Below are 26985 nucleotides of genomic sequence, written 5' to 3'. Positions count from 1 at the left end.
GAAAATCGGCGTTCCTTTTGGCAACAGGCTCGTGATAAGTACAGCAGAAAGACCTAAAGTTGTTTTAGGATAATTCTGGATTTAGAGGCGTACCGTGCGCGTATCCTGTTGCTTAGTACACATAGCTGACGTTGATGCAGCAACTGGTTGCTGGGAGCCAGGGGCGGTAGCGTGGTTTTGTTATTTCACAAGATTTTTCATTTGTATGACTTTCCAATAGAAAACATCGTTAACGATAAAACTGGAAATTAATTGGCTGCTTAGAAGGTGGAAAATTACATGACGCTCGATATTTTGATTTCTACTTTTGGTAAGCGACTGCCCGCAATAGAGAACATCATCTTACCTAAAAATGACGCAGTACATTACTATATATGTCATCAAAATCCATCCCTTATAGATAATAAATTGGATTTTTTGAACCGTGAAGACGTCACTTATATTGCTTCAGAAACAATAGGGGTAACAAAAAGCCGTAATATACTCATTAAAAGAGCTACGGCGGATATTGTTTATTTTTGTGATGATGATGTTCTTTTACGTGATGATATTTACAATTTATTAGTAAGTCAGCACCAAAAATTTAGCGACGATGTTATTTTGTTCAGTATTAAAGATGAATATGGTCGCTTTCGAAAAAAATACCCCAACGGGGTCACGAAAAAAAATAAAATGAGTATTCTGTCAGTTGGGACCATTGAAATATCTATGAAAAATAGAAGAGTTCCTGAATTCCCTGAGGATATGGGAGCAGGAAGTACTTATCCAATTGGCGATGAAGCTGTTTTTTTAGCCAAAGTTTTAGCAGCGAAAGGTACAATTGTTTTTGTTCCGGAGACGATAGCCTTTCACCCGATGGATTCGACTGGCATGGTTCCTGATGCCAAAAGTATAATTGCACGTGGCATCACATTGAAACGCGTCTATGGTAATTTGGCCCCCTTTTTAGCAATTATATTTTTTATCAGAAGACGGAATTTATTTAAGATTCCCCAAGGCTATATTGAAAGCATGAAACTTCTTATTAAAGGCGTCGTGCAGGGGTAACTTCTTCTTTTTAAAATTATCCGGTGTATCATATATAATGAATAGTGCTAAAATTTCCATAATAACTGCGACTTATAATTCTTTGCCTTACATTCGTGAAACCTATGATTCTATTGTGCAGCAGACCTATAAAAACTGGGAATGGGTAGTAACTGATGATTGCTCTAATGACGGGACATATGAATACCTATTGGAATTAGCCGCCAGCAACGAAAAGATTAAAATTTCCCGCAACGAGCACAATAGTGGAGCTGCGGTTTCTCGTAATAAATCTCTGAGCGCTGCATCTGGCGATTTTATTGCCTTCATAGATAGTGATGATCTATGGACGACGAATAAGCTGGAATTGCAATTATCTGTTATGTTGAACAAAAAACACGATTTCACTTTCACTGCTTATGAATTAATTAATGATAAAAGTCAATCTTTGAATAAAGTTGTTGATTCAAAACAAATTAATGCGGTTGATTATCAGGATATGCTCAAGAAGCAAGCTACTTTGGGTTGTTCAACAGTAATGTTACGTAAAGCAGCGTTTTCTGACTTGTCAATGCCTTTACTGCTTACAGGGCAGGATTATGCTCTGTGGCTCAAGCTATTAAAAATGGGCTGCTGTGCTTATCCAATAAATGAAGTGTTGATGAAATATCGTGTGCTTCCCAATTCAATATCTAGAAATAAATATAAAAAAGCAAAAAGGCAATGGCAAATTTATCGGGAGCTTGAAAAACTCTCTTTACTAAAGTGCTGCGTATGTTTTGGTTTCTATGCATGGCGAGCTGTTTTCAGAAAATAAACATATTTGTATGCCAGTTTTGCAAAATCCTTATTGCGAAAAACACTTGAATTACCAGCCAAAATGGTATCTAAGAAGTATATATTCATACCGAGTTGTTTAATTATTATGCTTTAGCTGAAGCAAATCTATCACATCAATTGCTTCTCCTTTACAACGACCTAAGTTAACATTATCAGTAAGGTCGGTATCAATTATCGATAGCTAATCTATCAGACAGGAGTATATAATGTCCAAGCAACAGATCGGCGTTGTAGGTATGGCGGTTATGGGCCGTAATTTGGCTCTGAATATTGAAAGCCGCGGCTATACTGTATCTATATTTAACCGCTCACGTGAAAAAACTGACGAAGTTGTCGCCGAAAATCCGGGCAAGAAGCTGGCTCCTTTCTATACGATAAAAGAGTTTGTAGACTCTTTGGAAAAACCACGCCGAATTCTGCTAATGGTCCAGGCTGGTGAGGCAACGGATAAAACTATCGCCTCACTGACTCCACACCTGGACAAAGGCGATATCCTGATTGACGGAGGTAACACCTTCTATAAAGATACGATTCGCCGTAACAAAGAACTTTCTGAACAGGGCTTTAACTTTATTGGTACGGGTGTATCCGGTGGCGAAGAAGGCGCACTGAAAGGTCCATCAATCATGCCTGGCGGTCAGAAAGAAGCATACGAACTGGTCGCGCCTATCCTGGATAAAATTGCAGCACGTGCAGAAGGTGAAGCTTGCGTAGCCTATATGGGCCCAGATGGTGCAGGTCACTATGTGAAGATGGTACATAATGGTATTGAGTATGGCGATATGCAACTGATTGCTGAAGCTTACTCTCTGCTGAAAAATGCCCTGAATCTGAGTAATGACGATCTGGCTAAGACCTTTAGTGAATGGAATAAAGGCGAACTGAGCAGCTACCTGATCGACATCACTAAAGACATCTTTACCAAGAAAGATGAAGAAGGCAACTACCTGGTTGATGTGATCCTGGACGAGGCTGCGAATAAAGGTACCGGTAAGTGGACCAGCCAGAGCTCGCTGGATCTTGGGGAGCCGCTTTCACTGATCACTGAATCAGTATTTGCCCGCTACCTCTCCTCGCTGAAATCCCAGCGCGTTGCAGCGTCTAAAGTGCTGAGCGGCCCAGCGGTCAACACCATTCCAGATGATAAATCTGAATTTGTTGAGAAAGTGCGTCGTGCACTCTATCTCGGTAAAATCGTCTCTTATGCCCAAGGGTTCTCTCAGCTGAAAGCAGCATCGGAAGAGAATAACTGGAACTTGCACTATGGTGAAATTGCGAAAATCTTCCGTGCTGGCTGCATCATTCGCGCGCAGTTCCTGCAGAAAATTACGGATGCTTACGCTAATGATGCTGACATCGCAAACCTGCTGCTGGCACCTTACTTCAAAAACATTGCAGATGAATATCAGCAGGCGCTGCGCGATGTAGTAGCTTATGCTGTCCAGAATGGTATCCCAGCACCGACGTTCTCCGCAGCTATTGCCTACTATGATAGCTACCGTTCAGCGGTACTGCCTGCAAATCTAATTCAGGCTCAGCGTGACTACTTTGGCGCGCACACTTATAAACGTATTGATAAAGAAGGCGTTTTTCATACCGAGTGGCTTGATTAAAGAAAACGTTGGACTTCCGCCTCGGCGGAAGTTTCTGCTTGTCAGTAGAGTTTTGCAAAAAAAATAAAGATGTTTCTTTCCCCCCGTATATTTAACATATTCCAATGTTATTGTGATATTTAATTTATGGTTAATTTATTTGACGGCGAATCGCTATATAAAATTTACTGATTCGGTGATAGGGAAAAGTAAAAATCGGCTATCAGAACTAAAATTTATTATCAGGGATAATCTTTTAAAAATTACCTCCTCAGTCAACTTAATAACATCGCAATAATACTAAATATAATTAAAACAGAGATTAACTGATATTAGCTATTGATAAGTTTAATTATTAATATCAGTTAGTGTCTTTGGAATTCAATATGGTCGTTGTTTTTTAAACATGAACAATGATCAATGGTTTAAATAATATTAATCAGGATATATATGACTAAAGTAGCTCTCATCACCGGAGTAACCGGACAAGACGGCTCCTATCTGGCAGAATTTCTGCTTGAAAAAGGTTACGAGGTACATGGTATTAAGCGTCGTGCGTCCTCGTTTAATACTGAACGCATCGATCATATTTGTCAGGAGTCTTATTCAAATCATCCAAAATTTCACTTACATTATGGTGATCTAACTGACAGTTCCAATCTGACCCGTATTTTATCTGAAGTTCAGCCGGATGAAGTATACAACTTAGGTGCAATGAGCCACGTTGCAGTATCTTTTGAGTCGCCTGAATACACTGCTGATGTTGATGCTATGGGAACACTGCGACTACTTGAGGCTATTCGTTGTTTAAAACTGGAAAAAAAGACGCGTTTTTATCAAGCCTCGACCTCTGAATTGTATGGGTTAGTGCAGGAAATTCCTCAAAAGGAAACGACGCCTTTTTACCCACGTTCGCCATATGCAGTTGCTAAGCTTTATGCATATTGGATTACAGTTAATTACCGGGAGTCTTACGGAATTTATGCCTGTAATGGTATTCTGTTTAACCATGAATCTCCACGCCGTGGTGAAACCTTTGTGACACGCAAAATCACACGCGGTATTTCCAATATTGCGCAAGGGTTGCAGCCATGTCTTTATTTAGGCAACATGGACTCCTTGCGTGACTGGGGTCATGCAAAAGATTTTGTAAAAATGCAGTGGATGATGTTGCAACAGGAGCAACCAGAAGATTTCGTTATTGCCACTGGTGTGCAGTATTCAGTACGCCAGTTTGTTGAAATGGCGGCAGAAGAACTGGGTATTACACTGCGTTTTGAAGGGGAAGGTATAGAAGAGAAGGGCATTGTGACTACAGTTACTGGTAATAATGCCCCGGGTGTAAAACCGGGTGATGTGATTGTTTCTGTGGATCCACGTTATTTTCGTCCTGCTGAGGTGGAAACATTACTGGGTGATCCAAGTAAAGCTTATAAAAAACTTAACTGGAAACCAGAGACTACCCTTAAGGAAATGATCGCTGAAATGATTGCTAAAGACCTAGAAGCAGCTAAAAAGCATGTATTGATGAAGTCTCATGGTTATGATGTTCATATTCCTTTGGAATAAGTGTATTTAAGTATGTTCTTCGATAAATTTTATTGTTGATTTAAGCTACGTCTTCCGGACGTGGCTATCAACATGTTTTAGGTGAGATATGCGTTTATAGTTTAATTTCTAATCAGTCAGGTGATATCCACTATAAGAATTTTGCTCTGTCTCTTCTAAAGTATATGTGATTTCATCTTAGTGGAAATTAATATTCAATTATAAAAACAAACACTTTTAAAATTAATTTTTTCCACATTTATATTTTATTAAATATAAAAATGATAAGAAAAATATTTATAAAAGTCATCCAGCTTCACCGTAACTATTTGTGGGAATAGGGTGTGGTTTTTAACTATGAAACGCGTAAAGACTGAATTCTACACCTTGTGAGGGGAAGAGTAGGTCAAGGAGTTAGCATGTTTATAAGCAATGATGACTTCGCTACTATTGTACGAAGTACACCGCTAATTTCAATTGATTTAGTCGTTGAAAACCCGGCGGGACAATGTCTGCTAGGTTTGCGCACTAATCGCCCGGCTCAGGGATACTGGTTCGTACCCGGGGGTAGGGTACGAAAAGAAGAAACCCTCCATGATGCTTTTAGAAGAATAACTAAGATGGAGCTAGGGATAACATTTGATTTAGAAAAAGGAAAATTTAATGGCGTATGGCAACATTTTTACAAAGACAATTTTTCAGGGGAAGATTTCTCGACACATTATATTGTACTCTGCTTTATGTTGCGCGTGCACCAATCGCGACTACCGTTAACTACGGAACAGCATAGCGCTTATTTGTGGCTAGAGCCGGAAGAAATTTTAAAGCGTGATAATGTGCACGATAACAGCCTTGTTTACTTCAAATCACGCAGTCAAATTGCCGACGTGATTGGTCTGAATATAAATGGAAAAAATGATGAATAATTCACCACTCCTTCCAGTTGTTATGGCTGGAGGTACAGGTAGTCGACTCTGGCCTCTTTCCAGGGAATTATATCCTAAACAATTTTTAGTTTTAGATGGTGAGTTATCAATGCTTCAGGCCACAATTATGCGCCTGGAAGGATTAAACTGTTCCTCTCCAGTCGTCATATGTAATGAGCAGCACCGTTTTGTAGTGGCTGAACAATTACGAAATATTAGTAAATTAGCACACAATATTCTTCTCGAACCTGTTGGTCGCAATACTGCGCCAGCAGTTGCTGTAGCAGCATTATCATCATTGCGAAACAACGCTGAAGATGATCCTTTGCTACTAGTCTTAGCCGCCGACCATACCATTAAAAATGAAAGCAAATTTAGAGACGCGGTGAATGCTGCCATTCCTCTGGCTGTGTCAGGAAAGTTTGTTACCTTCGGAATTGTTCCTACGCATGCAGAGACGGGCTATGGTTATATTCATGCTGGAAGTGAAGTAAATTCACCCAATGCAAGCGATAGATCCTTTGCATTCAATGTTAATGAATTTGTTGAAAAACCTGATAAAGAAAAAGCAACTGAATATCTGAAGAGAGAAAATTATTACTGGAATAGCGGCATGTTTTTATTTAAGGCAAGTCGGTATATCGAAGAACTTAGGAAGTTCAGACCAGATATTTTGAATGCTTGTCAGATCGCCATCGAAAAATCTAAAGCTGATTTAGACTTTGTTCGTATAGATATTGATAGTTTTACTGATTGTCCTTCAGAGTCAATAGATTATGCAGTAATGGAAAAAATTGATGATGCGGTTGTAGTCCCTCTTGATGCAGGCTGGAGTGACGTAGGATCCTGGTTATCGCTTTGGGATATAAGCGACAAAGATAACGAGGGAAATGTTCATCAGGGAGACGTTATTAGTCATAACAGTCAGGAGAATTTGGTATTCGCTGAATCAGCATTAGTGGCTACTATTGGTGTTAAAGATCTTGTCATAGTACAGACTAAAGATGCTTTGTTAATTTCTGCCAAACAAAATGTGCAGGATGTAAAAAAAATCGTTGAGAATATTAAATCTGCTGGGCGAAAAGAGTATCGCACTCATCAGGCAGTTTACACTCCCTGGGGTAAATATGATGCAATTGAACAAGGTGATCGCTACAAAGTTAAAAAGATTACTGTGAAGCCGGGGGAAGGATTATCTCTTCGCATGCATCATCATCGTTCAGAACATTGGGTGGTTGTTTCAGGAACTGCCTTGGTGACTTTGGGTGAAGAAAAACGACTTATGGTTTCTAATGAATCTATATATATCCCACTGGGAGCTACTTATAGTCTTGAGAATCCCGGATTAATACCACTTCATCTCATTGAGGTGAGTTCAGGGGATTATCTTGAAGAAGATGATATTGTGCGATTCAAAGAGCGCTATGATGCATTCTAAAGAATGAATATAATTAAGTAAGATTACACATATGAAAAAATTAACCTGTTTTAAGGCGTATGATATTCGTGGTCGTCTGGGTGATGAACTCAATGAAGATATTGCCGTCCTTATTGGCCGCGCCTATGGTGAATATTTGAAGCCAAAAACTGTAGTGTTAGGAGGAGATGTTCGGCTAACCAGTGAATCCCTGAAGCAAGCACTGGCTCGAGGGCTTCAGGATGCCGGAGTAAACGTGCTTGATATTGGTCTGTCGGGCACAGAAGAGATCTATTTCGCTACCTGGCATCTGGGTGTGGATGGAGGCATTGAGGTGACCGCCAGTCATAATCCAATAGATTATAATGGCATGAAGCTGGTTCGGGCAGGCGCTCGTCCTCTAAGTGGCGATACAGGCCTACGGGACATACAGCGTCTCGCTGAAGAGAATAATTTTCCTCAGGTCAGTGTAAATGAACGTGGGAGCTACCATAAGGTTTCTGTTCTGGATGCTTATCTCGATCATTTGTTTACCTATGTCGATTTTACGGCCTTTAAGCCGCTTAAGCTGGTCATAAACTCAGGTAATGGCGCTGCTGGTCCGATTATAGATGCAATAGAAGCGCGTTTCACAAAACTTAATGTCCCTGTTACTTTCGTTAAAGTGCATAATAATCCTGATGGACACTTCCCTAACGGTATTCCTAATCCATTGCTTAAGGAATGTAGGAAAGATACCCGTGATAGTGTTATCGAACAAAGCGCAGATATGGGAATTGCCTTTGATGGCGATTTTGATCGGTGCTTTCTGTTTGATGAGAAAGGGCAGTTTATTGAAGGTTATTATATAGTAGGCTTGCTTGCTACTGCATTCCTCGAAAAAAATCCTGGGGAAAAAATTATCCACGATCCACGTTTAATCTGGAATACTGTTGATTTAGTCTCGAAAGCTGGAGGTAAACCGATCATGTCAAAAACAGGTCATGCTTTTATCAAAGAGCGTATGAGAGAAGAAGGTGCCATTTATGGTGGAGAAATGAGTGCCCATCATTATTTTCGGGACTTTGCTTATTGCGACAGTGGGATGATTCCCTGGTTATTGGTGAGTGAACTTTTATGTGTGACAGGGAAAACGCTCAGTGAATTCACGCAAGACTGCATGGTTTCCTGGCCAGCGAGTGGTGAGATTAACTGTAAGCTGGAAATGCCAGAGGAAGCAATCGAGCGTGTAAAGCAATATTATGCGGCTCAGGCTAGTGATATTGATTATACTGACGGGGTCAGTATGTCCTTTTGTAACTGGCGTTTCAATTTACGTTGTTCTAATACCGAACCTGTTGTGCGTCTAAACGTCGAATCGAGAGGCGATGCAGAGTTAATGCATACTAAAACGCAGGAAGTTATGAAGCTTTTAAATGCATAATAGTGGGTATCCAATGTAGGTTATCTCTTTTTAATTTTACTTATAATAGCCGGAATTGAATGATATTCATATGCCAGCTGATATAACTTGCCAGAATATGACGTTGTACAGTGATGTGAAGAAAATGAAGAAACTGATAGTTGCATTTTCACGCTTATATGAGGTTATGCTTGCCTTTTTTTTACTAAAAATTGTTTCGGATTACCTGATACCGAGCGAATATGCTAAGCTAAATCTATTTATTGCTATAACGCAAGGTGTTGTTCTTTTCTTTATCTCACCGCTGCAGAATTGGATTTTGGTAAATAACATTAAATCGAGTGAAGAAAATTGGCTTGGTTCCTTACTTGTATTTGAATTTATTTATTCCATGATAATATCATTAATAACGTTAATGGTGGTATTTTTTATTGACCCACCCTGGTTTTCACTAAATGTTTTATTCTGTATTGTTTTAATTTTTTCAATTGTTACACCAATTCTGGTCCAAACCGTGGTGCCAATTTTTAATATACACCATTATTCAAATATTTTTGTTATCCTCTCCATAACAGGTGCAACGTTTTCCTTCGTATTTCCCGTTTTTTTTGCAAAGGTTGTTGCCAAAAAATACGAGTTATGGTTACTGGGTGTTTATCTCGCTCAGGCGGCTCTGTGTATTTTTGCAATCAGAATGCTGATTGTAAAAAATATTATTAATATGAATAGTGCATTGTCGAAGTTGACCACCCTACCTTATAAGCAAATACTAAGGTTTTCATTACCATTAAGCGTGGCGGTAGGATTTCAATGGTACAATTCGCAAGGATTCAGACTACAACTAGAAAACGCCATTTCCCTTGCCGCATTGGGAGCATTTATTATGGGATTTGGTTTTGGCGGAAAATTTTTAAACGCCATAGAAAAAGTGTTTACAACAGTTTTGATGCCAGCCCTTTATAATCGAAATGAGAATGTCTCAATAAAAAAAGCATGGATGACATATTTTTTTAAAATGTCAGCTATATATATATTATCTACAATTGCCCTTTATTTTTTGGCTAGTAATTTATATAAGATATTAATATCTGAAGAGTATCAATCAGGAGTAAAATTTATTGCTGCCGGTATGATGTTTGATATGTTCAGATGTATTTTGAATAGCGTATATCAGTATAATATGATTACATCCAAAAATGGATTGCAATTCATTGTCAATGCTATAGTAACGTTGATGATCTCTGCTGTTATTTATATTGTATTCATGTATAAGTTAAATTTTGACATATTTGTTTATGCTATGCCATCTATAATGGCAGTCGTGACATTTATATGTTTTATCATCAACTATTTGGATGCTAAGAAAATTGAAAATTGTTAATCTTTATGGCGGATTAGGTAATGTTCTTTTTCAGGTAAGTCTGGCTCTTCATTTGCAAAGTTTAGGTCATATAGTGAAAATCGACACATTAGGTCTGGAGAATACGTTCAGAGACAAAGTTATGTATTTTCTCTCTAAGTGTTCTATTAATTTGGAAGAGTGCACTGTAGGAGAACGCTTCAAAAATTGCCGAGCTATATCTACAAAAAGAATTAAAGCTAAAGAGTTAAAATTATTAAAAACTTTATTCCCTAGAAGTATATATGTAGAAAAGGAATGGGGTGAGATTCCTGATGATAGTTATAATTATTTTTTTGGTTACTTCCAAAATATTAATTTGGCGAAAAAATATAGCTCTATATTTTATGATGCATTAAACTTAATTGCCAGAGAAAACAATTTTGTACAATCTGAATCTGAGTACTGTTTCATTCATGTCAGAAGAGGAGATTATTGCACTCCTCAAGCTATGGCTGTGCATGGGATAATGACTGAAGAGTATTACAATAGCGCAATTGAAGTATTCGATAAAAAAATCAGATTTGATGTTTATAGCAATGATTTAGCATGGGTTAGAGAAAATTTGTTGATATCAAATATGCATGTTATGGATAATGTGCTATTTCAATATCCTGATATAGTCGATCTTTACCGAATGTCGACTTATCAAAATGGAATTATAGCAAACAGTACGTTTAGCTTCTGGGCAGCATTAATTGGGTCGGAAAGAACACAAAAAAATATTGTTTGTCCTGAGCAGTGGTTTGCCGACCCGCATTTGCAGAAGTTATCCTATAAGTTAAAAAATTCCAAATGGATTTATAAATGAAAAAAGTATCTGTGCTAATTGCATGCTTTAATGCTGAACAATACATCGAGCAATGTTTAAGGTCTTTGTTTGTTCAAACTTTAGATGACTATGAAATTATAATTGTTGATGATGGTTCTACAGACTCAACAGTCAACATTATTCATTCCTTGATTCAAGGAATGAATAATGTGATTTTTATTCCAAGAAAAAACAATTTAGGCACTATTAAAACAAGAAATGAGTTGCTCAACCTGGCTGAAAATCGAAGCGAATATATTGCCTGGTGTGATGCTGACGACATATATCATAAAGATAAATTAATAACTCAGTACAATTTTCTTAAAAAACATCCGGACTACCTGGGATGTGGAACCTGGTATAAAAAATTTGATTCAGTTAATAAAAAAGTATTTAAATTCCTCAATGCGAAAGCTAACACGCTATTTACATGTTTTGGTTCACCTGTCGGGTTTCCAACGTTTATGCAAAAAAATAATATCGGAATTTTATTTGATGAGACTCTGGATTCTGGCGAAGATTACGCCTATATCAGTGAGTTAGCTAAGTCAGGCAGTATTACTAATATAAAAAGATTCCTGACATATTATCGGGTACATGCTAAGCAGGAATCTACACTGAATTATCAACGACAGAAAAAAGTTCATGACAAAGTTTCACGGGAAACATGTAATTTTCATTTAAAAGACAAAGAGAATCTTTATCAATACATTACCAACCCAGTCATTTCAGATAGTTGCTGTTTAAGCAAATTCGTTAAGCAGATAAACCATCTTAATTACAATAAAGACGATGCTATTTTAGCCTCAATATTCGATTATCGATTTTTGTCTTATAATAAAAGAAATATAAAATTTGTAATGAGATATTTTCTTCACCGCAATGTTAGAATGTTGAGCATCATAGGGTTGTATATTAGATAAAAGATTGCTGCAAAAAGTAACTTTCTTATTTCCCTAAATGCTACTTAATATTTTTTTAGTTGGTAAAAGTGATGATTTTTTAATGTGAAATACTCAAAAAGTAAATTTTACAGTTTGATATTCTCAAATTAAATGCAGTTTTAAACCGAGAGCGAAGAATTCAAACATGCTAAAAGTACAGGACGGTTTTCTAATATTTATAGTTTTACTCCTAACTAGTAAGTATATGATCTTCTCAGTGACTGAAAGTAGTACTATGCTGGTATTGCTAGCGTGCGTTATATTACTGGTTTTATTTTCGCGTAAGGCTTTTATTCTTCGCAAAGGATCTGTCAGTGAACAAGCTGGCCTTATTTTTTTTATTATGGCATTTTTGCTATTTAATGTTTCGAAATTTTTTGGTGAGCTGACATTCGTAAATGCAATCATCCCGACCGGTATAATTCTTTTACTCATGGTCCTGGTGCCTTTTTTTGTCGATCGAAAAAGCTTAAAGGATGCATTGCTTCTCTATTGCAAGTTTAATAGTTTTTTGCTTACAGCAGGTCTTGCTGTGTTTTTCTTATCATTAACAGGCTTTATACACAGTGATGTTCTGGTTCATGCCAGCGATCATGCTAATCCTGAAGGGTATGTTTCCCTCTACGGACTGGCTTATTACCCCGCATGGTTCAAAATAAGTTTATCCGGACTGACATATTATCGCTTTTCCGGTGCTTTTTGGGAGCCCGGCACTCTGGGTTTATATTTGGTTGTATTGATAACAATTGAGCTCTCGCTCTTTTATTATAATGACTCTGGTTCGCGATTCCGTATTGCCATTTTCCTTGCAGCCGGCTTTGCATCGTTATCAATGCTATTTATAGGTGCTATGTCAATTTTATTGTTTATGGGTGCTTTCCTGAAAATAAGTAATAAGAAGTTTTTATCGTTTTTTATTATTTTCATGATTTCACTATTAATTATTTTCATCAACTATTATGATGAGCTTTACAGGTTAGTATTGTACAGGCTAGATTTTGACCCTCAAAGAGGCTTTGTTGGAAACAATCGAAGTGGCGTTTTGTCTACTTTTCTTTTCCAGTTTTCAAATATCCCTATTTTTCAGCAATTGATTGGCGCGGGGCCGTACGTTGACTTTGAAGGAGATCCTACCTCTTTTATTATAAAAATAATGCAACGTGGCCTGGTAGGATTTTCTCTTTTGGTGATTTCATTTTTCCTTTTTTGTATTGGGAAGAAATATAAATTTTTAGTACCTGTCTGGCTTTTTTCTCTGGCTATTTTATGCCAGTTTGAAGGGGCAATTTTCTTGTTAATACTATCTACTCTTATTCTTAATGAAAAGAAGAAGTCTGTCCATGCTTTAAGGGCGAATTATTAGACTCTGTGATTTGCTATAATAATAGTTAAGAATTTATTTAATATTAATCGATAAATTAAACTTCAAAGTACCGTAATTAAAAGGTGATATTTTGAAAATTCTACTTACTGGCGCCCGGGGCATGGTTGGGAGAAATATTCTTGAGCATCCTGAGTCCAAAAATTTTGAGTTCCTTTCTCCTGCACGAGCAGAATTAAACCTGCTTGATGCCCTTGAGGTTGATAATTATTTAAAAAAACATAACCCTGAGTTTATTATTCATGCGGCTGGTGTTGTAGGTGGAATACAAGCTAATATTAAAAACCCTGTAAATTTTCTTGTTGATAATATGTTGATGGGAATTAACCTCATCACGGCTGCGCGTAATAATAATATTAAGAACTTGCTGAACTTAGGAAGTTCATGTATGTACCCACGGGGCATTGATAGTGCATTACATGAACAACTAATCCTTAAAGGTGAACTTGAGCCTACGAATGAAGGCTATGCGCTTGCTAAAGTCGCAGCGGCACGCCTTTGTGAGTACATTGTTCGGGAAGACCCTGATTTTTTATATAAAACAGCTATTCCGTGTAATCTGTACGGAAAATATGACAAGTTTGATGCGCAAAATTCACATATGATTCCGGCAGTAATTACAAAGATAGCTGAAGCGGTCGCTCAAGGGCAGGAAAATATTAATATATGGGGAGATGGTGAAGCAAGACGTGAGTTTATGTATGCCGAAGACCTCGCAGAATTTATATTTTATGCTATCGATAATTTTTCCCGTATGCCGCAAAATTTGAATGTCGGTTTAGGCTATGATTATTCAATAAATGACTATTATAAAGTTATCGCTGAAGTCGTGGGTTATGCTGGCACATTTAAGCATGATTTAACAAAACCCGTAGGCATGCGCAGGAAATTAATTGATAGCACGCTATTGGCTCAGTTCGGTTGGAAGAGTAAAACTGATTTAAATACGGGCATCACTAAAACGTATCAATATTTTTTAAATGAGGTTGTAAAATGATTAAATTTCCTCTTGCGAGCAGTACTTGGGATGAAAAAGAGCTGAATGCTATCCAGGGTGTCATTGATAGTAACATGTATACGATGGGTAGCTCTGTAAAGCAATATGAGAAGGACTTTGCCGAGTTTTTCGGATCTAAATATGCTGTTATGGTAAGCTCTGGATCAACTGCTAACCTTTTGATGATTGCCGCACTGTTCTTCACTAAGGCTGCAAGACTTAAACGTGGCGATGAAGTGATTGTGCCTGCCGTATCCTGGTCGACTACCTATTTTCCTCTTCAGCAATATGGGCTAAAAGTTAAGTTTGTTGATATTGATAAAAAAACGCTTAACCTGGATCTCAAGAAACTCGAAACAGCCATTACGGATAATACTAAAGCCATTCTTACCGTAAATTTGTTAGGGAACCCAAACGATTTTGAAGCTATTAATTCACTTATAAAGGATAAGAATATTATCCTCTTAGAAGATAACTGTGAATCTATGGGAGCAACGTTTGGCGGAAAACAAGCAGGCACACACGGTTTGATGGGGACTTTTAGCTCATTTTTTTCTCATCATATTGCTACGATGGAAGGTGGTTGTGTTATTACTGATGATGAGGAGCTTTATCACGTTCTTCTGTGTATGAGAGCTCACGGTTGGACGCGAAACTTACCTGAATTTAATAAAGTTACTGGTCAGAAAAGTAGCGAACCTTTTGAAGAATCTTTTAAATTTGTATTGCCTGGATACAATGTACGGCCACTGGAAATGAGTGGTGCAATTGGCATTGAACAGCTTAAAAAATTACCGGGATTCATTGATATGAGACGGAAAAACGCCGAGCTTTTCATCAAGCTTTTTTCTGAACATGAATATATAGATATCCAACGCGAAACAGGTAAAAGTAGCTGGTTTGGATTTGCGTTAATCCTTAAAGAAAATGCAAAAATTTCCCGTGAACAACTAGTAAAAAAACTTTTTGAGGCTGGGGTTGAATGTCGGCCAATAGTAACCGGGAATTTTCTTAAAAACACCGAAGTTCTCAAATATTTTGACTATTGTGTGGCTGGTGATGTTACTAACGCTGAATACATAGACAAACATGGACTTTTTGTAGGTAATCATCAAGTTGACCTTAGTAATGAGATAAACTATCTTCATGAAATTCTGAGTTGAAGAAAATATAATTGATTGAACGAGTTAGCAGAGGTCTGCAACTTTGTACGTCTCTGCTTTCAAATTCATTTTTAAAAATTCTATTAACATGGGATTTTTTGTCTAAACTCCACTGTGCAAATAATCAGTTTGAATTTTCTGACTGCTTCAGATATTTTTATTATATGCATTGAAGAATTCATTCAGATATGTAATTAACCACTTTGATTTTCGTTGAGTGATGTTTCAAGGAAATTATGAGCGATAACAATAAGCCCGATGTAACCGAGCAGTCTCTCCTGCGTCAGACCTTCTACAACAAGAATGATGAACTCGACCTCATTGATGTTGTAATTCAACTTTGGCGTGGAAAAATTACCATTATTGCAACAGTCATTTGCATGATGCTGTTTGGAATCATTTACGTTTATACTGCTAAAGAGAAATGGACTTCTGAGGCCATTATCACCCAACCTAGTGCCGGGCAAGTTGCTAATTATAACGCAGCATTAAACGTTCTTTATGCGCAATTCCCGCAGGACAAGATGCCAATTAGCGATCTTCAGCATCAGCTGTTTGTACGTTTTAGCGCTTCTATTTCTGCTCTTTCTCGTTCACTACAAAACCTTGAAAATCCAGAGGATTTGAAAGCAGAACCCGTTGTAAAAGGGCAAGCCTATCCATTGAGTATTACCTTTTCTGCCCATACGGCTAAAGAAGCGCAACAACGACTTACCAAATATATACAAACCGTTAACGATGAAGTTGTTGACGATTTTGGAGGTGATATAAAGCTGAATCTGGCTGTTAAAGAGCGTGAACTAGTTGAATCACTGAATTCTCAGAGCCAGATCGCAAAAGAAAAGAAAGATCAGCGTATCGAAGTGCTTAAACAGGCACTCAAAATCGCAGAGGCCTCAAATGTGCAGGCTCTACAGCTAAGTCAGGCTGAGTACCTCTCAGATGATACGCTATATTTGCTTGGAACATCTTCACTCCAGGCAATGATCGCTAATGAAAATACAAAACCGCTGACATTTGATAATGTTTATTATGAGACGCAGCGTGCTTTATTAGCACTCAAAAACTTAAAAATCCAGGCCGACAATCTACAGTCATACCGTTTTATTATGAAACCGGATTTGCCTCTTCGTCGCAACAGTCCAAAAAGGACGCTGATAATGTTGTTGTCTGTCATGCTTGGCGGCATTATCGGTTCAGCGATTGTGCTGGGCAGGAATATGGCACGTCGGTATCGCGGAACGCATTAAGTAATCCACCTTTAAAAACCCGGCATTCGTCGGGTTTTTTTTCGTCTGTTGTATGGCTGTTGCCAACCTCCTGGTTACGTTGTTCTCACCAACCGATGAACCGGCCTCATCACACATCCTAATTTTGCAGCAGCGTTACGATAGTTAGCCTGGAGGCTTATAACTTCAGGGTGGACATTCCCCGCAGCCGTCAACGCTGCCTCAATGGCGTTTCCTATCCTTTAGACATGCTTAGAGAGCTGTGCGGTTACCTAAGTTTTTCAACGTGGCGTACCGACATCCCGTACGAAGCGGCAAGCAGATGATAGCCGGCTCGGGTTTGACAAGGGGCAGGCGGGCCTGCTTATGAAACTGCCATGCGCTGTTCAGCACACTCCCTATACCCGCTATTCAGAGCGCTGCGGAAAAATTGATGAACGTATGGAACTTTTTTTTAATCCAAATATCATGGACAATACCTTGCTTTTGTTCACCCCGACGTAAAGAAGGAAACTCACCGCCAGTCCAATCAGCGTTATCGTCGCAACATAGCTTAGCGGCCAGGCTTTTCCGAGCCAGGAGTCGGCGTACCAGGATAAGAAGATCACCACGGGATAATGCATGATATAGACCACCAGCGCTGAATCCACCACCAGCTTCACTGCCTTACTTTCCTTAATGGCCATTTTTTCGAAGAAAAACACCAGCCAGAAAGAGAACAATACGGAGAAGACGCTGGCAATCAATGTAGGGATATACTTCACTACCCCTTCAATCTGTCGATCAAGAATAAAGTAAAATGACAGATAGGTCATCAGTCCGAAGGGCAGCAGCAGCCAGGATTTCAGTATAAAGCTGGTTTTTATCTGCGGGATCTGGTCTCTGTTTACATATAGCGCGTAACCCGCCACATAGTAGATAAAGAAGCGTGCTGTTACTGGCAGTAGCGCCACCAGTTCACCCCAGTCTTTGACCAGGAATTTCACAACAAAGAAGAAGTTACAGGCAATGATAACGAGGGCTGCGATTACCGGCAGAGGAAGCGCACGAAACCATAACGAAATCTTCTCACACCAGCTAACCGGGATAATCAGTGACATGATCGACAGCGACACCAGGAACCAGAGATGATGCAGGTATCCCCAGGAATGCAACAGACCATTATTCGTAATGGTTTCACCATCGATAAAGGCGGTAATTAAATACATCACAGGGGGAATAAAGGCGAAGGCACCCACCAGCGGAAGCAGAACCCGTTTTTTCCGGTTATCTATAAAGAACGCCTTGCCTTTACGCAGAATAACCATGGCGGAGAACATTCCGGAGAGGAAAAAAAAGGCCTCCATCCGGAAGGTATGCACAAATTCGATCAGCGCAGAAAAACCAACCGATTCATTTTTATCAGCGATATAGTACCATTTATTATTATCACCCGGCAGGCTTCTGGCGGCATGATAAAGTACCCCTTCAAGGATAAGTATGGCCCGTAAAAAATCGAGACCGATATTTCTTTTGGCTAAAAAAGGTGAGGTTTCCATAGTGTTGCCTTCAATAAGGAAAAACTGATAGTTGTTAATTATTATCTCTTTAAACGCTGTCATTACTGCGAACATCACCCCCAGGGCAGTGATTTTGTAAATCCTGCTAATTCCGTACAGCGCAAAAGATCATATCACCCTTGTCAGTGAAAATTTACAATCAAAAAAGAAATTCGGACAATCCCCCACACAGTTCATTAACTATCTAAAAAAAATTACAGTTGGTTTTCTAATGCCTGGTTTAGTGAAATAGCCTTTCGTCCGAATTTTTACATTTTACTATTTCAAAATATTAATAAGAGTGCCGGACGCATTTTTTCTAATATTGGTATTTGAAACATGTATTTACGCACAGCATCCTGAATTGTCTGTAAAAAGTTACGTGAAACAGGTCAGTTTTACGGATAGCTGCCGGGCAAATAAGATGTAATGTTAACCTAATGTTATCTTTGTGTTTCATGATTTTCTTTTGCGTATTTTCGGTTTATTCTTAACTATTTGGCAACTCTACTTTCGACCGCCGGATTGCGTTGTTTCTGATGGGAATGCAAGAAATATCAGCTATTCCAGGATTTTGATTATACGGCTGGTTTTTGACCTGTGTTACTGTTTTATTTGAAGCGTGTCGGTCTGCCTGCTGAGTTTGTTTAAATTTAAACGTTATTTTTGAATTAAGGTTCTGTATGTTTGTATACATTATGCTTTCTTTACTCGCGCTGTCGTCTTTTATGGCACAGGCGAAAAATGTTGATGACAAAGTCATTATCGAAGCGTATGGCGGGTCGAGCACAGCCGGCGTTGTTGCAGTCAGAAAGCCTGATGGCCGGCTGACGAATGTCATCTCCAGACATAACGAGATAGGCTTTCTCCGCGATGCGCTACAGAAGAAATATGGCGAGAATATAGACGTCATCAATAAAGGGAAGCCCTCCGCCCAGGCAATTGAACTTCTCTACGGCACCTATAAATATAAAGATAATGAAAGGTGGGCGGATGAGATGAAAAAATCCAGGGCAAAAATCATTATCCTTAACTTCGCCACCAATGATGCACGGCACTACCGTTTCAAGGATGCCAAACCCAGCTATGTGCTAAGCCCGGTGCAGTATCAGGAGGTGATGACCCGGCTCGTTAACATCGCGCGTGAAAACGGCAAAGAAGTGGTCTTGCAGGAGCCGCATCCGCTATGTGGAAAAGCAGAGGGGTGGAATGTCTCTCCGTTTAACGCCCGGCTGGATACCCTGTCGAAAACGCTCTCCGTTCCACTGGTAAGGCAGTATGAACGTATTCAGTCAATGACTGACTGGCAATCGATGATGTCGCCAGACTGTATTCATCCCTCTGAAGCGCTTTATAAAATCAAAGCTGAAGAGACCTACAAAGTCATTGATAAGGATTTCGCTTCGCTGCTGGCAAAAAGGTAAGCGGGGAAGGGCGCTACTCAGGTCGGGCAGGCAAAGCCTGAGATGATCGATAAACCAGATTAGCCGATTGGGTCTGGTTGTCTGATCAAAAAAAGGCCGGTTTCCCGGCCTGTTTGCGTCTGGCCTGTTACTTATGCCGCTGGCGCAGATTATTGATGATGCGGCTTAAATCGAGATCCTGATCCTGCAGCAGCACCAGCAGATGGTAAAGCAGATCGGAGGCTTCGTTGGTTAGCTCTTCGCGGTCGTTGACCGTTGCCGCTAACGCCGTTTCAACCCCTTCCTCTCCCACTTTCTGCGCAATACGCTTCGTCCCGCTGGCATAGAGGCTGGCAGTATAGGAGCTTTTCGGATCGGCATGTTTACGCTCCGCCAGCAGTTGCTCAAGCTGATAAAGGAACGTCCAGTCAGGTGCCGCCGGAGAAAAACAGCTTGAGGTACCCAGATGACAGGTCGGCCCGACAGGGTTTGCCAGAATCAGCAGCGTATCGTTATCACAATCCGGCGTGATGCTGACGACGTTCAGGTAGTTCTCTGAGGTTTCGCCTTTCGTCCAGAGCCGCTGTTTAGTGCGGGACCAGAAGGTCACTTTGCCGCTAGCCAGCGTTTTCTCCAGCGCTTCCTGGTTCATATAGCCATGCATCAGTACTTCACCCGAAACGGCATGCTGTACGATCGCCGGCATCATGCCGTCCGTTTTTTCCCAGTCGAGCCGGGTCAGCTGTTGTTCTGTTAACACGCGCGAATCTCCACACCTTTTTCGATCAGGAACCTTTTCAGCTCGCCGATATTGATAATCTGCTTATGAAAGACGGAAGCAGCCAGCGCACCATCGACGTCCGCATCCCGGAAAGCCTGATGAAAGTGCTCCATAGTGCCAGCCCCGCCGGACGCGATAAGCGGTACGTGGCACACTTCACGGACTTTTTGCAGCTGAACGAGATCGTAGCCGTTGCGCACGCCATCCTGATTCATCATGTTCAGGACAATCTCGCCCGCGCCGCGCTGCTGGACTTCCCTGACCCACTCCAGCGTCTCCCAGGTTGTGACTTTAGTGCGGCTTTCGTCACCCGTGTACTGATTAACGTGATACTTGCCGCTTTCGCTGTCAAACCAGGTATCAATGCCGACCACGATGCACTGTACGCCAAATCTGTCGGCCAGACGGGTAATCAGTGTCGGATCGGCCAGAGCCGGAGAGTTGATGGAGATTTTATCGGCACCAAAGGAGAGGATTTGCGCCGCATCTTCTGCGGATTTGATGCCTCCGGCGACGCAGAAGGGGATATCAATCACTTCCGCCACGCGGGACACCCAGCTTTTATCCACGACCCGGCCGTCAGAAGAGGCGGTGATATCATAAAAAACCAGCTCATCCGCGCCTTCCTCAGCATAGCGCTGCGCCAGCGGCACAATATCACCGATGATTTCGTGATTGCGGAACTGTACGCCTTTGACCACCTGGCCGTCACGCACGTCCAGACAGGGGATTATCCGTTTTGCCAGCATGAAATTGCCTCCTTGACGGTAAATTTGCCTTCCAGCAGCGCGCGACCCACGATCACGCCTTTAGCGCCGCTGCCGCGAAGGGCCGCAATGTCATCCAGCGATCCGATGCCGCCCGAGGACTGGAAAGCGACAGCCGGATAGCGCGCCGCCACTTCGCGATAAAGCGCGACGTTGGAGCCACTGAGCGTACCGTCGCGGGAGATATCGGTGCAGAGAACGTGTTTCAGGCCCCAGGGGCTGAATTGTTCAATGACTTCTTCTAGCGTCACGCCAGCCGCTTCCTGCCAGCCGCTGATCGCCACTTCCTTGCGGCCTTCTGCAATGCGCACATCCAGCGCCAGAACGATCGCCTCAGCGCCATACTCGCTGAACCAGCGCTGCACTTCCTCCGGATGTGTCACGGCGGTAGAACCAACCACAACCCGGCTGGCACCAGCTTCCAGCAGCGCAGCCACGTCGTCACGATGACGGATGCCACCGCCAACCTGGACCGGGACGCTGACGCCTGCCAGCAACGTTTTCAGCAACGGGATCTGGCGGGCAGCCGGATTTTTCGCGCCGGTCAGATCGACCAGATGCAGCACGCTGGCGCCCTGAGCTTCGTAATCCTGCAGGCGGGGAAGCGGATCGCTGCCGTAATCGCGCTGCTGGCCGTAATCGCCCTGATGAAGGCGTACCACCTTGCCATCAATCAAATCTAGTGCGGGAATAATCATGCCCGTTACATCTCCAGGAAATTTTTCAGCAGCTGGGCGCCGGCGGCACCGGAACGTTCCGGATGGAACTGCACGCCGAAGAAGTTATCTTTTTCCACCGCGGCGGTGAAGGCTTCGCCATAGCTGCACTGCGCGATGGTGTACTCATTGACCGGCATGGCGTAGCCGTGAACAAAGTAAAAATACGCCCCATCAGGAATACCGCGAAACAGATGGTTACCCGCCTGGGAAGTGATCTGGTTCCAGCCCATATGCGGCAGTGGCAGGCCGTGATCGGTCATGCGTGAGACCGGCTTATCGATAATGCCGAGCGTTTTTACGCCGCCGCTCTCATCGCTTTCCGCCCCAAGTAGCTGCATGCCGAGGCAGATACCCAGTACGGGCTGGGTACAGGCTTTAATCAGGTCGATCAGATCGCGTTCCGCCAGCTGATCCATCGCCGCGCGCGCGGTACCGACGCCTGGCAGGAACAATTTATCCGCCTGCAGCACGACCTCTGACTCGCGGCTGACGACGGGCTCGTAACCCAGGCGCTGTACCGCCCACTTTACCGAAGAGAGGTTGGCACAGCCGGTATCAAGAATAACCACGTCCATCACAACACTCCTTTCGAGCTGGGCAGCGTGTTGCCTTCAACGCGGATTGCCTGTCGTAGCGTGCGGCCAAAGGCTTTGAACAGGCTCTCGACGCGGTGATGGTCATTTTTGCCTTTGGTTTTCAGATGCAGGGTGCTGGCCATCGTGTAGGAGAGCGAGCGGAAGAAGTGCTCGACCATCTCGGTGCTCAGATCGCCCACGCGCTGGTAGGTAAATTCCGCTTTGTACTCAAGGTGCGGACGGCCGGAAATATCCAGCGCGCAGCGCGCCAGGCACTCATCCATCGGCAGCACAAAGCCGAAACGCCCGATGCCGCGCTTATCGCCAAGCGCCTTGAGCAGCGCTTCGCCCAGCGCGAGGCCGGTATCCTCGACAGTGTGGTGATCGTCGATATGGAGGTCGCCTTTTACTTCAATGTTCATGCGGAAGCCGCCATGCGTGGCAATCTGATCCAGCATATGGTCAAAAAAGCCGACGCCGGTGTTAAAGCGACTTTCACCTTCGCGATCCAGCCATACCTCAACCTTAATCTGGGTCTCTTTGGTATTACGGTTGACCAGCGCATGACGATCGCGCTGCGTCAGCTGCTGCCGGATTGCCTGCCAGTTAAGCTCATTCTGCGAGTATTGCAGCGCGCCGATGCCCATATTGTTCGCCAGCTGGACATCGGTCTGGCGATCGCCAATCACATAGCTGTTCGCCTTATCCAGCGCGCCTTCCGCCAGCCAGCTTTCCACCAGCCTGGTGCCGGGCTTACGGCAGAGACAGTTATCCTCCGGCAGATGCGGGCAAATCAGCACCTCATCAAAGGTAATGCCCTGCGAGCTCAGCACCTGCATCATCAGGTTATGCGGGGCATCGAAGTCTGCCTGCGGGAAGCTGCTGCTGCCCAGGCCATCCTGGTTGGTGATCATGATCAGCCGGTAGCCTGCGGCCTGCAGCGCCAGCAGGGCAGGGATCACATCCGGCTCAAAGGCCAGCTTGTTCAGGCTGTCCACCTGAAAATCTTCCGGCGGCTCGGAGATGATCGTGCCGTCACGATCGATAAAAAGAACTTTCTGGCTCATGCTTGCTCCATGGAAACGGACGTGCCGGGTAAGGTTTTCAGCGCAGCGATCAGGCGTTCGCTCTCTTCACGGGTACCCACTGAAATGCGCAGGCAGCCGGAAAGCCCCTGCTGCTTGTTCTGGTCACGCAGAATAATGCCCCGATCCCACAAGGATTTAAAGACCTCACTGGCGGCGGTGAAGCGGACAAGAAGGTAGTTGGTCTGGCTGGGGAACACGGTTTCCACGCAGGCACACTGACGCAGCGCGTCAACCAGCCATTCGCGGGTGGCGATAATCTCGCTGACGTGCTGTTTCATCAGCGTCAGGCCCTGCTCGCTCAGCGCCTGAGTGGCGATATCGGCCACCGGCGTGGAAAGCGGATAGGGGGCGATAACTTTCATCAGCAGGGCAATTACCTCGGCGCTGGCCAGCGTAAAGCCGCAGCGCAGGCCAGCCAGCGCAAAGGCTTTCGAAAGCGTGCGCAGCACTACAAGATGGGGATACTCCGCCAGCCAGCCGGTGAGAGTAGCGTCAGGACAGAACTCAATGTAAGCCTCATCTGCCACCACCAGCGCTTTATCGCGGGTCATCTCCAGCAGCTGGCGGAGATCGTCACGACTCACCAGATTTCCGGTCGGATTATTCGGGCTGCAGACGTAAATCACTTTCACACCATCAAGCTTTTCTGCAATCGCGTCCAGGTTCAGCTGCCAGTTTTCACGTGCGTTGACCGTGCGGTATTCCACGCCGAAGGTTTCGGCGCTGACGCTGTACATCCCGTAGGTGGGCGGGCAGAACAGGACGGCATCTTTGCCCGGTTCACAAAACGCGCGAATCAACAGCTCGATGCCTTCATCGGCACCACGGCTGACCAGCACCTGCTCTGTGGACAGGCCGGCGTAGGCCGCATAGCGGGCAATCAGCGCTTTCGGCTGGCACTCTGGATAACGGTTCAGCGTCTGCTGGCTGAGGTCGAACGGCACCGCCAGCGGATATTCATTGGCGTTCAGCCAGACGTCGCCGTTACCGCCAAGGCGACGGGCGGACTGATAGGGCGTTAGCGCACGAACGTTGGCGCGGGCCAGCGCTTCAATGTTGCTCATGATTCCTCCCGGAGCGCGTCAACGCGCAGCGTAACGGCGTTTTTATGCGCGGTCAGTTGCTCCGCTGCAGCCAGTAATTCAATGGTAGGCGCCAGCCCCATAAAGCCCTGCTTTGTGAGTTCCTGAACGGTCATGCGTTTCTGAAAATCGGCCAGGCCCAGGCTTGAACAGGTAGAGGTATAGCCATAGGTCGGCAGCACATGATTGGTGCCGGAAGCATAATCTCCTGCCGATTCAGGCGACCAGTCGCCCAGAAAGACCGAACCGGCGTTGGTGATGCTGTCGATCAGGTCACGGGCGTTACGGGTCTGAATAATAAGATGCTCAGGCCCGTAGCGGTTACTGATCTCCACACACTGGGCGATATCCCGGGTGACGATCAGGCGGCTGCTCTCCAGCGCCTGACGGGCCGTTGCCGCCCGCGGCAGCGCGGCAAGCTGCTTCTCAACCGCCCCGGCGACGGCGCTGGCCATCTCTGCCGACGGGGTCAGCAGGATAACCTGTGAGTCGGGGCCGTGCTCGGCCTGAGAAAGCAGATCGGAAGCCACAAAATCGGGCGTCGCACCGGCATCGGCAATTACCAGCACCTCGGAAGGGCCTGCCGGCATATCAATCGCGGCCCCGTCCAGACGCTGGCTGACCTGGCGTTTGGCTTCGGTGACGTAAGCGTTACCCGGACCAAAAATTTTATCGACCTTTGGCACCGATTCGGTACCCAGCGCGAGTGCTGCAATAGCCTGCGCGCCGCCAACCTGGAAAACCTCCGACACGCCACACAGCTTCGCCGCATAGAGGATCTCGTCGGCAACCGGCGGCGGCGAGCAGAGCACCACGCGGCGGCAACCGGCGATCCGTGCTGGCGTGGCGAGCATCAGCACCGTTGAGAACAGCGGCGCCGAGCCGCCGGGAATATAGAGGCCGACAGCATCAACCGGACGGGTGATCTGCTGACAGCGCACGCCAGGCTGCGTTTCGATATCAACCTCAGGCAGTTTCTGCGCGAGGTGAAAGGTTTCAATGTTGCTGACGGCGACAGCCATCGCCTGCTTCAGCTCATCGCTCAGGCGGGCGGAGGCGGCCTCAATCTGTGCCTCGCTGACCTTAAGTGCACCTACCTTCGTCTTATCAAAGGTCGCGCTGTAGTGACGCAGTGCAGCGTCGCCTTCCGCCTTAACCCGCTCCAGAATATCGCGTACGGTAACGGTGATCGTTTCTGAGGCAGAGATGGCCGGACGCGTCAGTAAGCTCTGCTGCGCCTCTGCACTGCAAGTCTGCCAGTCGATGGGGGTCGCAAAATTTGCCATTGATCGTTACTCCATCATCTTCTCAATAGGCAGGACGAGAATGGAACTGGCACCCAGCGCCTTCAGTTTTTCCATCGTTTCCCAGAAGAGGGTTTCGCTGCTGACCATGTGCATCGCCACGCGGCTCTTGTCGCCCGCCAGCGGCAGGACGGTAGGACGTTCGGCGCCAGGTAACAATGCCACAATCTCTTCCAGGCGTTCGCTTGGGGCGTGCAGCATAATGTATTTGGATTCACGTGCCTGAATAACGCCCTGAATACGGGTCATCAGCTTATCGATCAGCTCCTGCTTGGCACCCGGCATTTCGCCATCACGCTGGATAAGGCAGGCTTTAGAGCGGTAAATCACATCCACTTCGCGCAGGCCGTTGGCCTCAAGCGTCGCGCCAGTTGATACCAGATCGCAGATGGCATCCGCCAGACCCGCACGCGGTGCCACTTCCACCGAGCCGTTCAGCAGGCAGGATTTAAAAGCGATGCCCTGTTTGTCGAGATACTGTTTCAGCAGGTGAGGGTAAGAGGTGGCGATACGGGCATTTTGCAGGCACTGCGGGCCGGTATATTCATCATCCACCGGCATCGCCAGCGACAGGCGGCAGCCGCCGAAATCGAGACGACGCAGCGTGAGATAACGCGGGTCTTCCCCCTGGGCGCGACGGGTAAGCAGCTCTTCTTCCAGCACGTTCTCACCGATAATGCCCAGATCCACCACGCCGTCCATTACCAGACCGGGGATATCGTCATCGCGAACGCGCAGAATATCGATCGGCATATTTTCAGCGAACGCGATCAGCCGCTGCTGCTGCAGGTTGATTTTGATACCGCAGCGTGCGAGCAATTCGCGTGATTCATCGCTTAAACGGCCTGATTTCTGCATAGCTATGCGTAAACGGGTATTATCTAACATCAGTTCTTATCCTCTTTTCCTGTCTGCTTCAACGTCTGTTTATCCGCATTCACTCTCAACCGGGCCGGGCTTGCGCCCAAAAAAAAGCCCCCGGAAGACGATCTTCCGGGGGCTATCTTGCGTTCTGCACCACTGGAAGATCCTGAATGTCTTCCAGCACACATC

General features: G+C 44.1%; 24 protein-coding genes and 1 other annotated feature (1 of these 25 only partly in view). Of the genes, 15 read left to right on the top strand and 9 right to left on the bottom strand.

Annotation, left to right across the window (positions count from 1 at the left end):
* Positions 1 to 279: 279 nt before the first annotated feature.
* The 14 genes from EA20_RS0100845 (at position 280) to wzzB (ending at position 16696) form a co-directional block, all read left to right on the top strand.
* Positions 280 to 1047, top strand: a complete 768-nt coding sequence (locus EA20_RS0100845; RefSeq protein ID WP_024965023.1) for a glycosyltransferase family A protein — start codon at positions 280 to 282, stop codon at positions 1045 to 1047.
* Positions 1048 to 1084: 37 nt separating this feature from the next.
* Positions 1085 to 1843 carry a glycosyltransferase gene (locus EA20_RS0100840; protein WP_024965022.1) on the top strand — a complete coding sequence of 253 codons (759 nt, stop codon included), beginning with the start codon at positions 1085 to 1087 and terminating at the stop codon, positions 1841 to 1843.
* Between the two features lie 229 nt (positions 1844 to 2072).
* On the top strand, positions 2073 to 3479 hold the full coding sequence (gndA, locus tag EA20_RS0100835) for an NADP-dependent phosphogluconate dehydrogenase (protein WP_024965021.1): 1407 nt from the start codon (positions 2073 to 2075) through the stop codon (positions 3477 to 3479).
* Between the two features lie 429 nt (positions 3480 to 3908).
* The gene (gene gmd / locus EA20_RS0100830; RefSeq protein WP_024965020.1) at positions 3909 to 5027 is read left to right on the top strand and encodes a GDP-mannose 4,6-dehydratase; all 1119 of its coding nucleotides are present in this window, start codon (positions 3909 to 3911) and stop codon (positions 5025 to 5027) included.
* Positions 5028 to 5425: 398 nt separating this feature from the next.
* Complete coding sequence (locus EA20_RS0100825) at positions 5426 to 5932, top strand: GDP-mannose mannosyl hydrolase (protein WP_024965019.1); 507 nt, start codon at positions 5426 to 5428, stop codon at positions 5930 to 5932.
* A complete protein-coding gene (locus tag EA20_RS0100820) occupies positions 5925 to 7370 on the top strand; it encodes a mannose-1-phosphate guanylyltransferase/mannose-6-phosphate isomerase (protein ID WP_038381461.1) in 1446 nt (481 codons plus the stop codon). The genes EA20_RS0100825 and EA20_RS0100820 overlap by 8 nt, the downstream gene beginning before the upstream one ends.
* 31 nt (positions 7371 to 7401) lie before the next feature.
* Positions 7402 to 8772, top strand: a complete 1371-nt coding sequence (cpsG, locus tag EA20_RS0100815) for a phosphomannomutase CpsG (RefSeq protein WP_024965017.1) — start codon at positions 7402 to 7404, stop codon at positions 8770 to 8772.
* Between the two features lie 70 nt (positions 8773 to 8842).
* Entirely contained in the window at positions 8843 to 10132 is a 1290-nt protein-coding gene (locus tag EA20_RS0100810; protein WP_024965016.1) for a hypothetical protein, read from the top strand.
* A complete protein-coding gene (locus EA20_RS19940) occupies positions 10119 to 10961 on the top strand; it encodes an alpha-1,2-fucosyltransferase (RefSeq protein WP_161635076.1) in 843 nt (280 codons plus the stop codon). The genes EA20_RS0100810 and EA20_RS19940 overlap by 14 nt, the downstream gene beginning before the upstream one ends.
* The gene (locus EA20_RS0100800; protein ID WP_024965014.1) at positions 10958 to 11884 is read left to right on the top strand and encodes a glycosyltransferase family A protein; all 927 of its coding nucleotides are present in this window, start codon (positions 10958 to 10960) and stop codon (positions 11882 to 11884) included. The genes EA20_RS19940 and EA20_RS0100800 overlap by 4 nt, the downstream gene beginning before the upstream one ends.
* Positions 11885 to 12050: 166 nt before the next feature.
* Positions 12051 to 13268 carry a hypothetical protein gene (locus tag EA20_RS0100795; RefSeq protein WP_024965013.1) on the top strand — a complete coding sequence of 406 codons (1218 nt, stop codon included), beginning with the start codon at positions 12051 to 12053 and terminating at the stop codon, positions 13266 to 13268.
* Positions 13269 to 13359: 91 nt separating this feature from the next.
* On the top strand, positions 13360 to 14283 hold the full coding sequence (locus EA20_RS0100790; protein ID WP_024965012.1) for an NAD-dependent epimerase/dehydratase family protein: 924 nt from the start codon (positions 13360 to 13362) through the stop codon (positions 14281 to 14283).
* Complete coding sequence (locus EA20_RS0100785) at positions 14280 to 15446, top strand: DegT/DnrJ/EryC1/StrS aminotransferase family protein (protein WP_024965011.1); 1167 nt, start codon at positions 14280 to 14282, stop codon at positions 15444 to 15446. Before EA20_RS0100790 ends, EA20_RS0100785 begins: the two co-directional genes overlap by 4 nt.
* Before the next feature lie 236 nt (positions 15447 to 15682).
* Positions 15683 to 16696, top strand: a complete 1014-nt coding sequence (gene wzzB / locus EA20_RS0100780; protein WP_024965010.1) for an LPS O-antigen chain length determinant protein WzzB — start codon at positions 15683 to 15685, stop codon at positions 16694 to 16696.
* Positions 16697 to 17082: 386 nt separating this feature from the next.
* Here the strand turns inward: wzzB and EA20_RS0100775 are convergent, their stop codons facing one another.
* Positions 17083 to 18213 (bottom strand): acyltransferase family protein, encoded by a 1131-nt coding sequence (locus tag EA20_RS0100775; RefSeq protein ID WP_038381496.1) that lies wholly within the window; start codon positions 18211 to 18213, stop codon positions 17083 to 17085.
* 683 nt (positions 18214 to 18896) lie between these two features.
* Here EA20_RS0100775 and EA20_RS19440 point away from each other — a divergent pair.
* Entirely contained in the window at positions 18897 to 19637 is a 741-nt protein-coding gene (locus EA20_RS19440; protein WP_038381460.1) for an SGNH/GDSL hydrolase family protein, read from the top strand.
* A 127-nt stretch (positions 19638 to 19764) separates the two neighbouring features.
* On the opposite strand, the gene hisIE is transcribed toward EA20_RS19440, so the two are convergent.
* Genes hisIE through hisG form a run of 8 tightly spaced genes read right to left on the bottom strand, consistent with a single transcriptional unit; the run spans position 19765 to position 26820 of the window.
* Positions 19765 to 20376, bottom strand: a complete 612-nt coding sequence (hisIE, locus tag EA20_RS0100765; RefSeq protein ID WP_024965008.1) for a bifunctional phosphoribosyl-AMP cyclohydrolase/phosphoribosyl-ATP diphosphatase HisIE — start codon at positions 20374 to 20376, stop codon at positions 19765 to 19767.
* Positions 20370 to 21146, bottom strand: coding sequence for an imidazole glycerol phosphate synthase subunit HisF (gene hisF, locus EA20_RS0100760; protein ID WP_024965007.1), 777 nt, complete (start codon positions 21144 to 21146; stop codon positions 20370 to 20372). The genes hisIE and hisF overlap by 7 nt, the downstream gene beginning before the upstream one ends.
* Complete coding sequence (hisA, locus tag EA20_RS0100755) at positions 21128 to 21862, bottom strand: 1-(5-phosphoribosyl)-5-[(5-phosphoribosylamino)methylideneamino]imidazole-4-carboxamide isomerase (protein WP_024965006.1); 735 nt, start codon at positions 21860 to 21862, stop codon at positions 21128 to 21130. The genes hisF and hisA overlap by 19 nt, the downstream gene beginning before the upstream one ends.
* A 5-nt stretch (positions 21863 to 21867) precedes the next feature.
* Positions 21868 to 22458, bottom strand: coding sequence for an imidazole glycerol phosphate synthase subunit HisH (hisH, locus tag EA20_RS0100750; protein WP_024965005.1), 591 nt, complete (start codon positions 22456 to 22458; stop codon positions 21868 to 21870).
* Positions 22458 to 23525, bottom strand: a complete 1068-nt coding sequence (gene hisB / locus EA20_RS0100745; protein WP_024965004.1) for a bifunctional histidinol-phosphatase/imidazoleglycerol-phosphate dehydratase HisB — start codon at positions 23523 to 23525, stop codon at positions 22458 to 22460. Before hisB ends, hisH begins: the two co-directional genes overlap by 1 nt.
* Positions 23522 to 24610: a histidinol-phosphate transaminase gene (gene hisC, locus EA20_RS0100740; protein WP_038381459.1), complete on the bottom strand. Its 1089-nt coding sequence runs from the start codon at positions 24608 to 24610 to the stop codon at positions 23522 to 23524. The genes hisB and hisC overlap by 4 nt, the downstream gene beginning before the upstream one ends.
* The gene (gene hisD / locus EA20_RS0100735; protein WP_024965002.1) at positions 24607 to 25914 is read right to left on the bottom strand and encodes a histidinol dehydrogenase; all 1308 of its coding nucleotides are present in this window, start codon (positions 25912 to 25914) and stop codon (positions 24607 to 24609) included. The genes hisC and hisD overlap by 4 nt, the downstream gene beginning before the upstream one ends.
* 6 nt (positions 25915 to 25920) lie before the next feature.
* Positions 25921 to 26820 (bottom strand): ATP phosphoribosyltransferase, encoded by a 900-nt coding sequence (gene hisG / locus EA20_RS0100730; RefSeq protein WP_024965001.1) that lies wholly within the window; start codon positions 26818 to 26820, stop codon positions 25921 to 25923.
* A gap of 78 nt (positions 26821 to 26898) precedes the next feature.
* Positions 26899 to 26985 (bottom strand) — a sequence feature (His leader region); it runs 35 nt beyond the window's last position.

Source organism: Pantoea sp. IMH, from assembly GCF_000599885.1.
In the GTDB taxonomy this organism is placed as follows: Bacteria; Pseudomonadota; Gammaproteobacteria; order Enterobacterales; family Enterobacteriaceae; genus Erwinia.
The sequence above is the reverse complement of the archived record's forward strand: the minus strand, read 5'-3'. Positions and strand labels throughout refer to the sequence as shown.

Bases quoted from the DNA above. Each gene is read 5' to 3' on its own strand.
- EA20_RS0100845 (WP_024965023.1), top strand. From the start codon at position 280: ATGACGCTCGATATTTTGATTTCTACTTTTGGTAAGCGACTGCCCGCA.
- EA20_RS0100840 (WP_024965022.1), top strand. From the start codon at position 1,085: ATGAATAGTGCTAAAATTTCCATAATAACTGCGACTTATAATTCTTTG.
- gndA (WP_024965021.1), top strand. From the start codon at position 2,073: ATGTCCAAGCAACAGATCGGCGTTGTAGGTATGGCGGTTATGGGCCGT.
- gmd (WP_024965020.1), top strand. From the start codon at position 3,909: ATGACTAAAGTAGCTCTCATCACCGGAGTAACCGGACAAGACGGCTCC.
- EA20_RS0100825 (WP_024965019.1), top strand. From the start codon at position 5,426: ATGTTTATAAGCAATGATGACTTCGCTACTATTGTACGAAGTACACCG.
- EA20_RS0100820 (WP_038381461.1), top strand. From the start codon at position 5,925: ATGAATAATTCACCACTCCTTCCAGTTGTTATGGCTGGAGGTACAGGT.
- cpsG (WP_024965017.1), top strand. From the start codon at position 7,402: ATGAAAAAATTAACCTGTTTTAAGGCGTATGATATTCGTGGTCGTCTG.
- EA20_RS0100810 (WP_024965016.1), top strand. From the start codon at position 8,843: ATGCCAGCTGATATAACTTGCCAGAATATGACGTTGTACAGTGATGTG.
- EA20_RS0100800 (WP_024965014.1), top strand. From the start codon at position 10,958: ATGAAAAAAGTATCTGTGCTAATTGCATGCTTTAATGCTGAACAATAC.
- EA20_RS0100795 (WP_024965013.1), top strand. From the start codon at position 12,051: ATGCTAAAAGTACAGGACGGTTTTCTAATATTTATAGTTTTACTCCTA.
- EA20_RS0100785 (WP_024965011.1), top strand. From the start codon at position 14,280: ATGATTAAATTTCCTCTTGCGAGCAGTACTTGGGATGAAAAAGAGCTG.
- wzzB (WP_024965010.1), top strand. From the start codon at position 15,683: ATGAGCGATAACAATAAGCCCGATGTAACCGAGCAGTCTCTCCTGCGT.
- EA20_RS0100775 (WP_038381496.1), bottom strand. From the start codon at position 18,213: ATGGAAACCTCACCTTTTTTAGCCAAAAGAAATATCGGTCTCGATTTT.
- EA20_RS19440 (WP_038381460.1), top strand. From the start codon at position 18,897: ATGTTTGTATACATTATGCTTTCTTTACTCGCGCTGTCGTCTTTTATG.
- hisF (WP_024965007.1), bottom strand. From the start codon at position 21,146: ATGCTGGCAAAACGGATAATCCCCTGTCTGGACGTGCGTGACGGCCAG.
- hisA (WP_024965006.1), bottom strand. From the start codon at position 21,862: ATGATTATTCCCGCACTAGATTTGATTGATGGCAAGGTGGTACGCCTT.
- hisH (WP_024965005.1), bottom strand. From the start codon at position 22,458: ATGGACGTGGTTATTCTTGATACCGGCTGTGCCAACCTCTCTTCGGTA.
- hisB (WP_024965004.1), bottom strand. From the start codon at position 23,525: ATGAGCCAGAAAGTTCTTTTTATCGATCGTGACGGCACGATCATCTCC.
- hisC (WP_038381459.1), bottom strand. From the start codon at position 24,610: ATGAGCAACATTGAAGCGCTGGCCCGCGCCAACGTTCGTGCGCTAACG.
- hisD (WP_024965002.1), bottom strand. From the start codon at position 25,914: ATGGCAAATTTTGCGACCCCCATCGACTGGCAGACTTGCAGTGCAGAG.
- hisG (WP_024965001.1), bottom strand. From the start codon at position 26,820: ATGTTAGATAATACCCGTTTACGCATAGCTATGCAGAAATCAGGCCGT.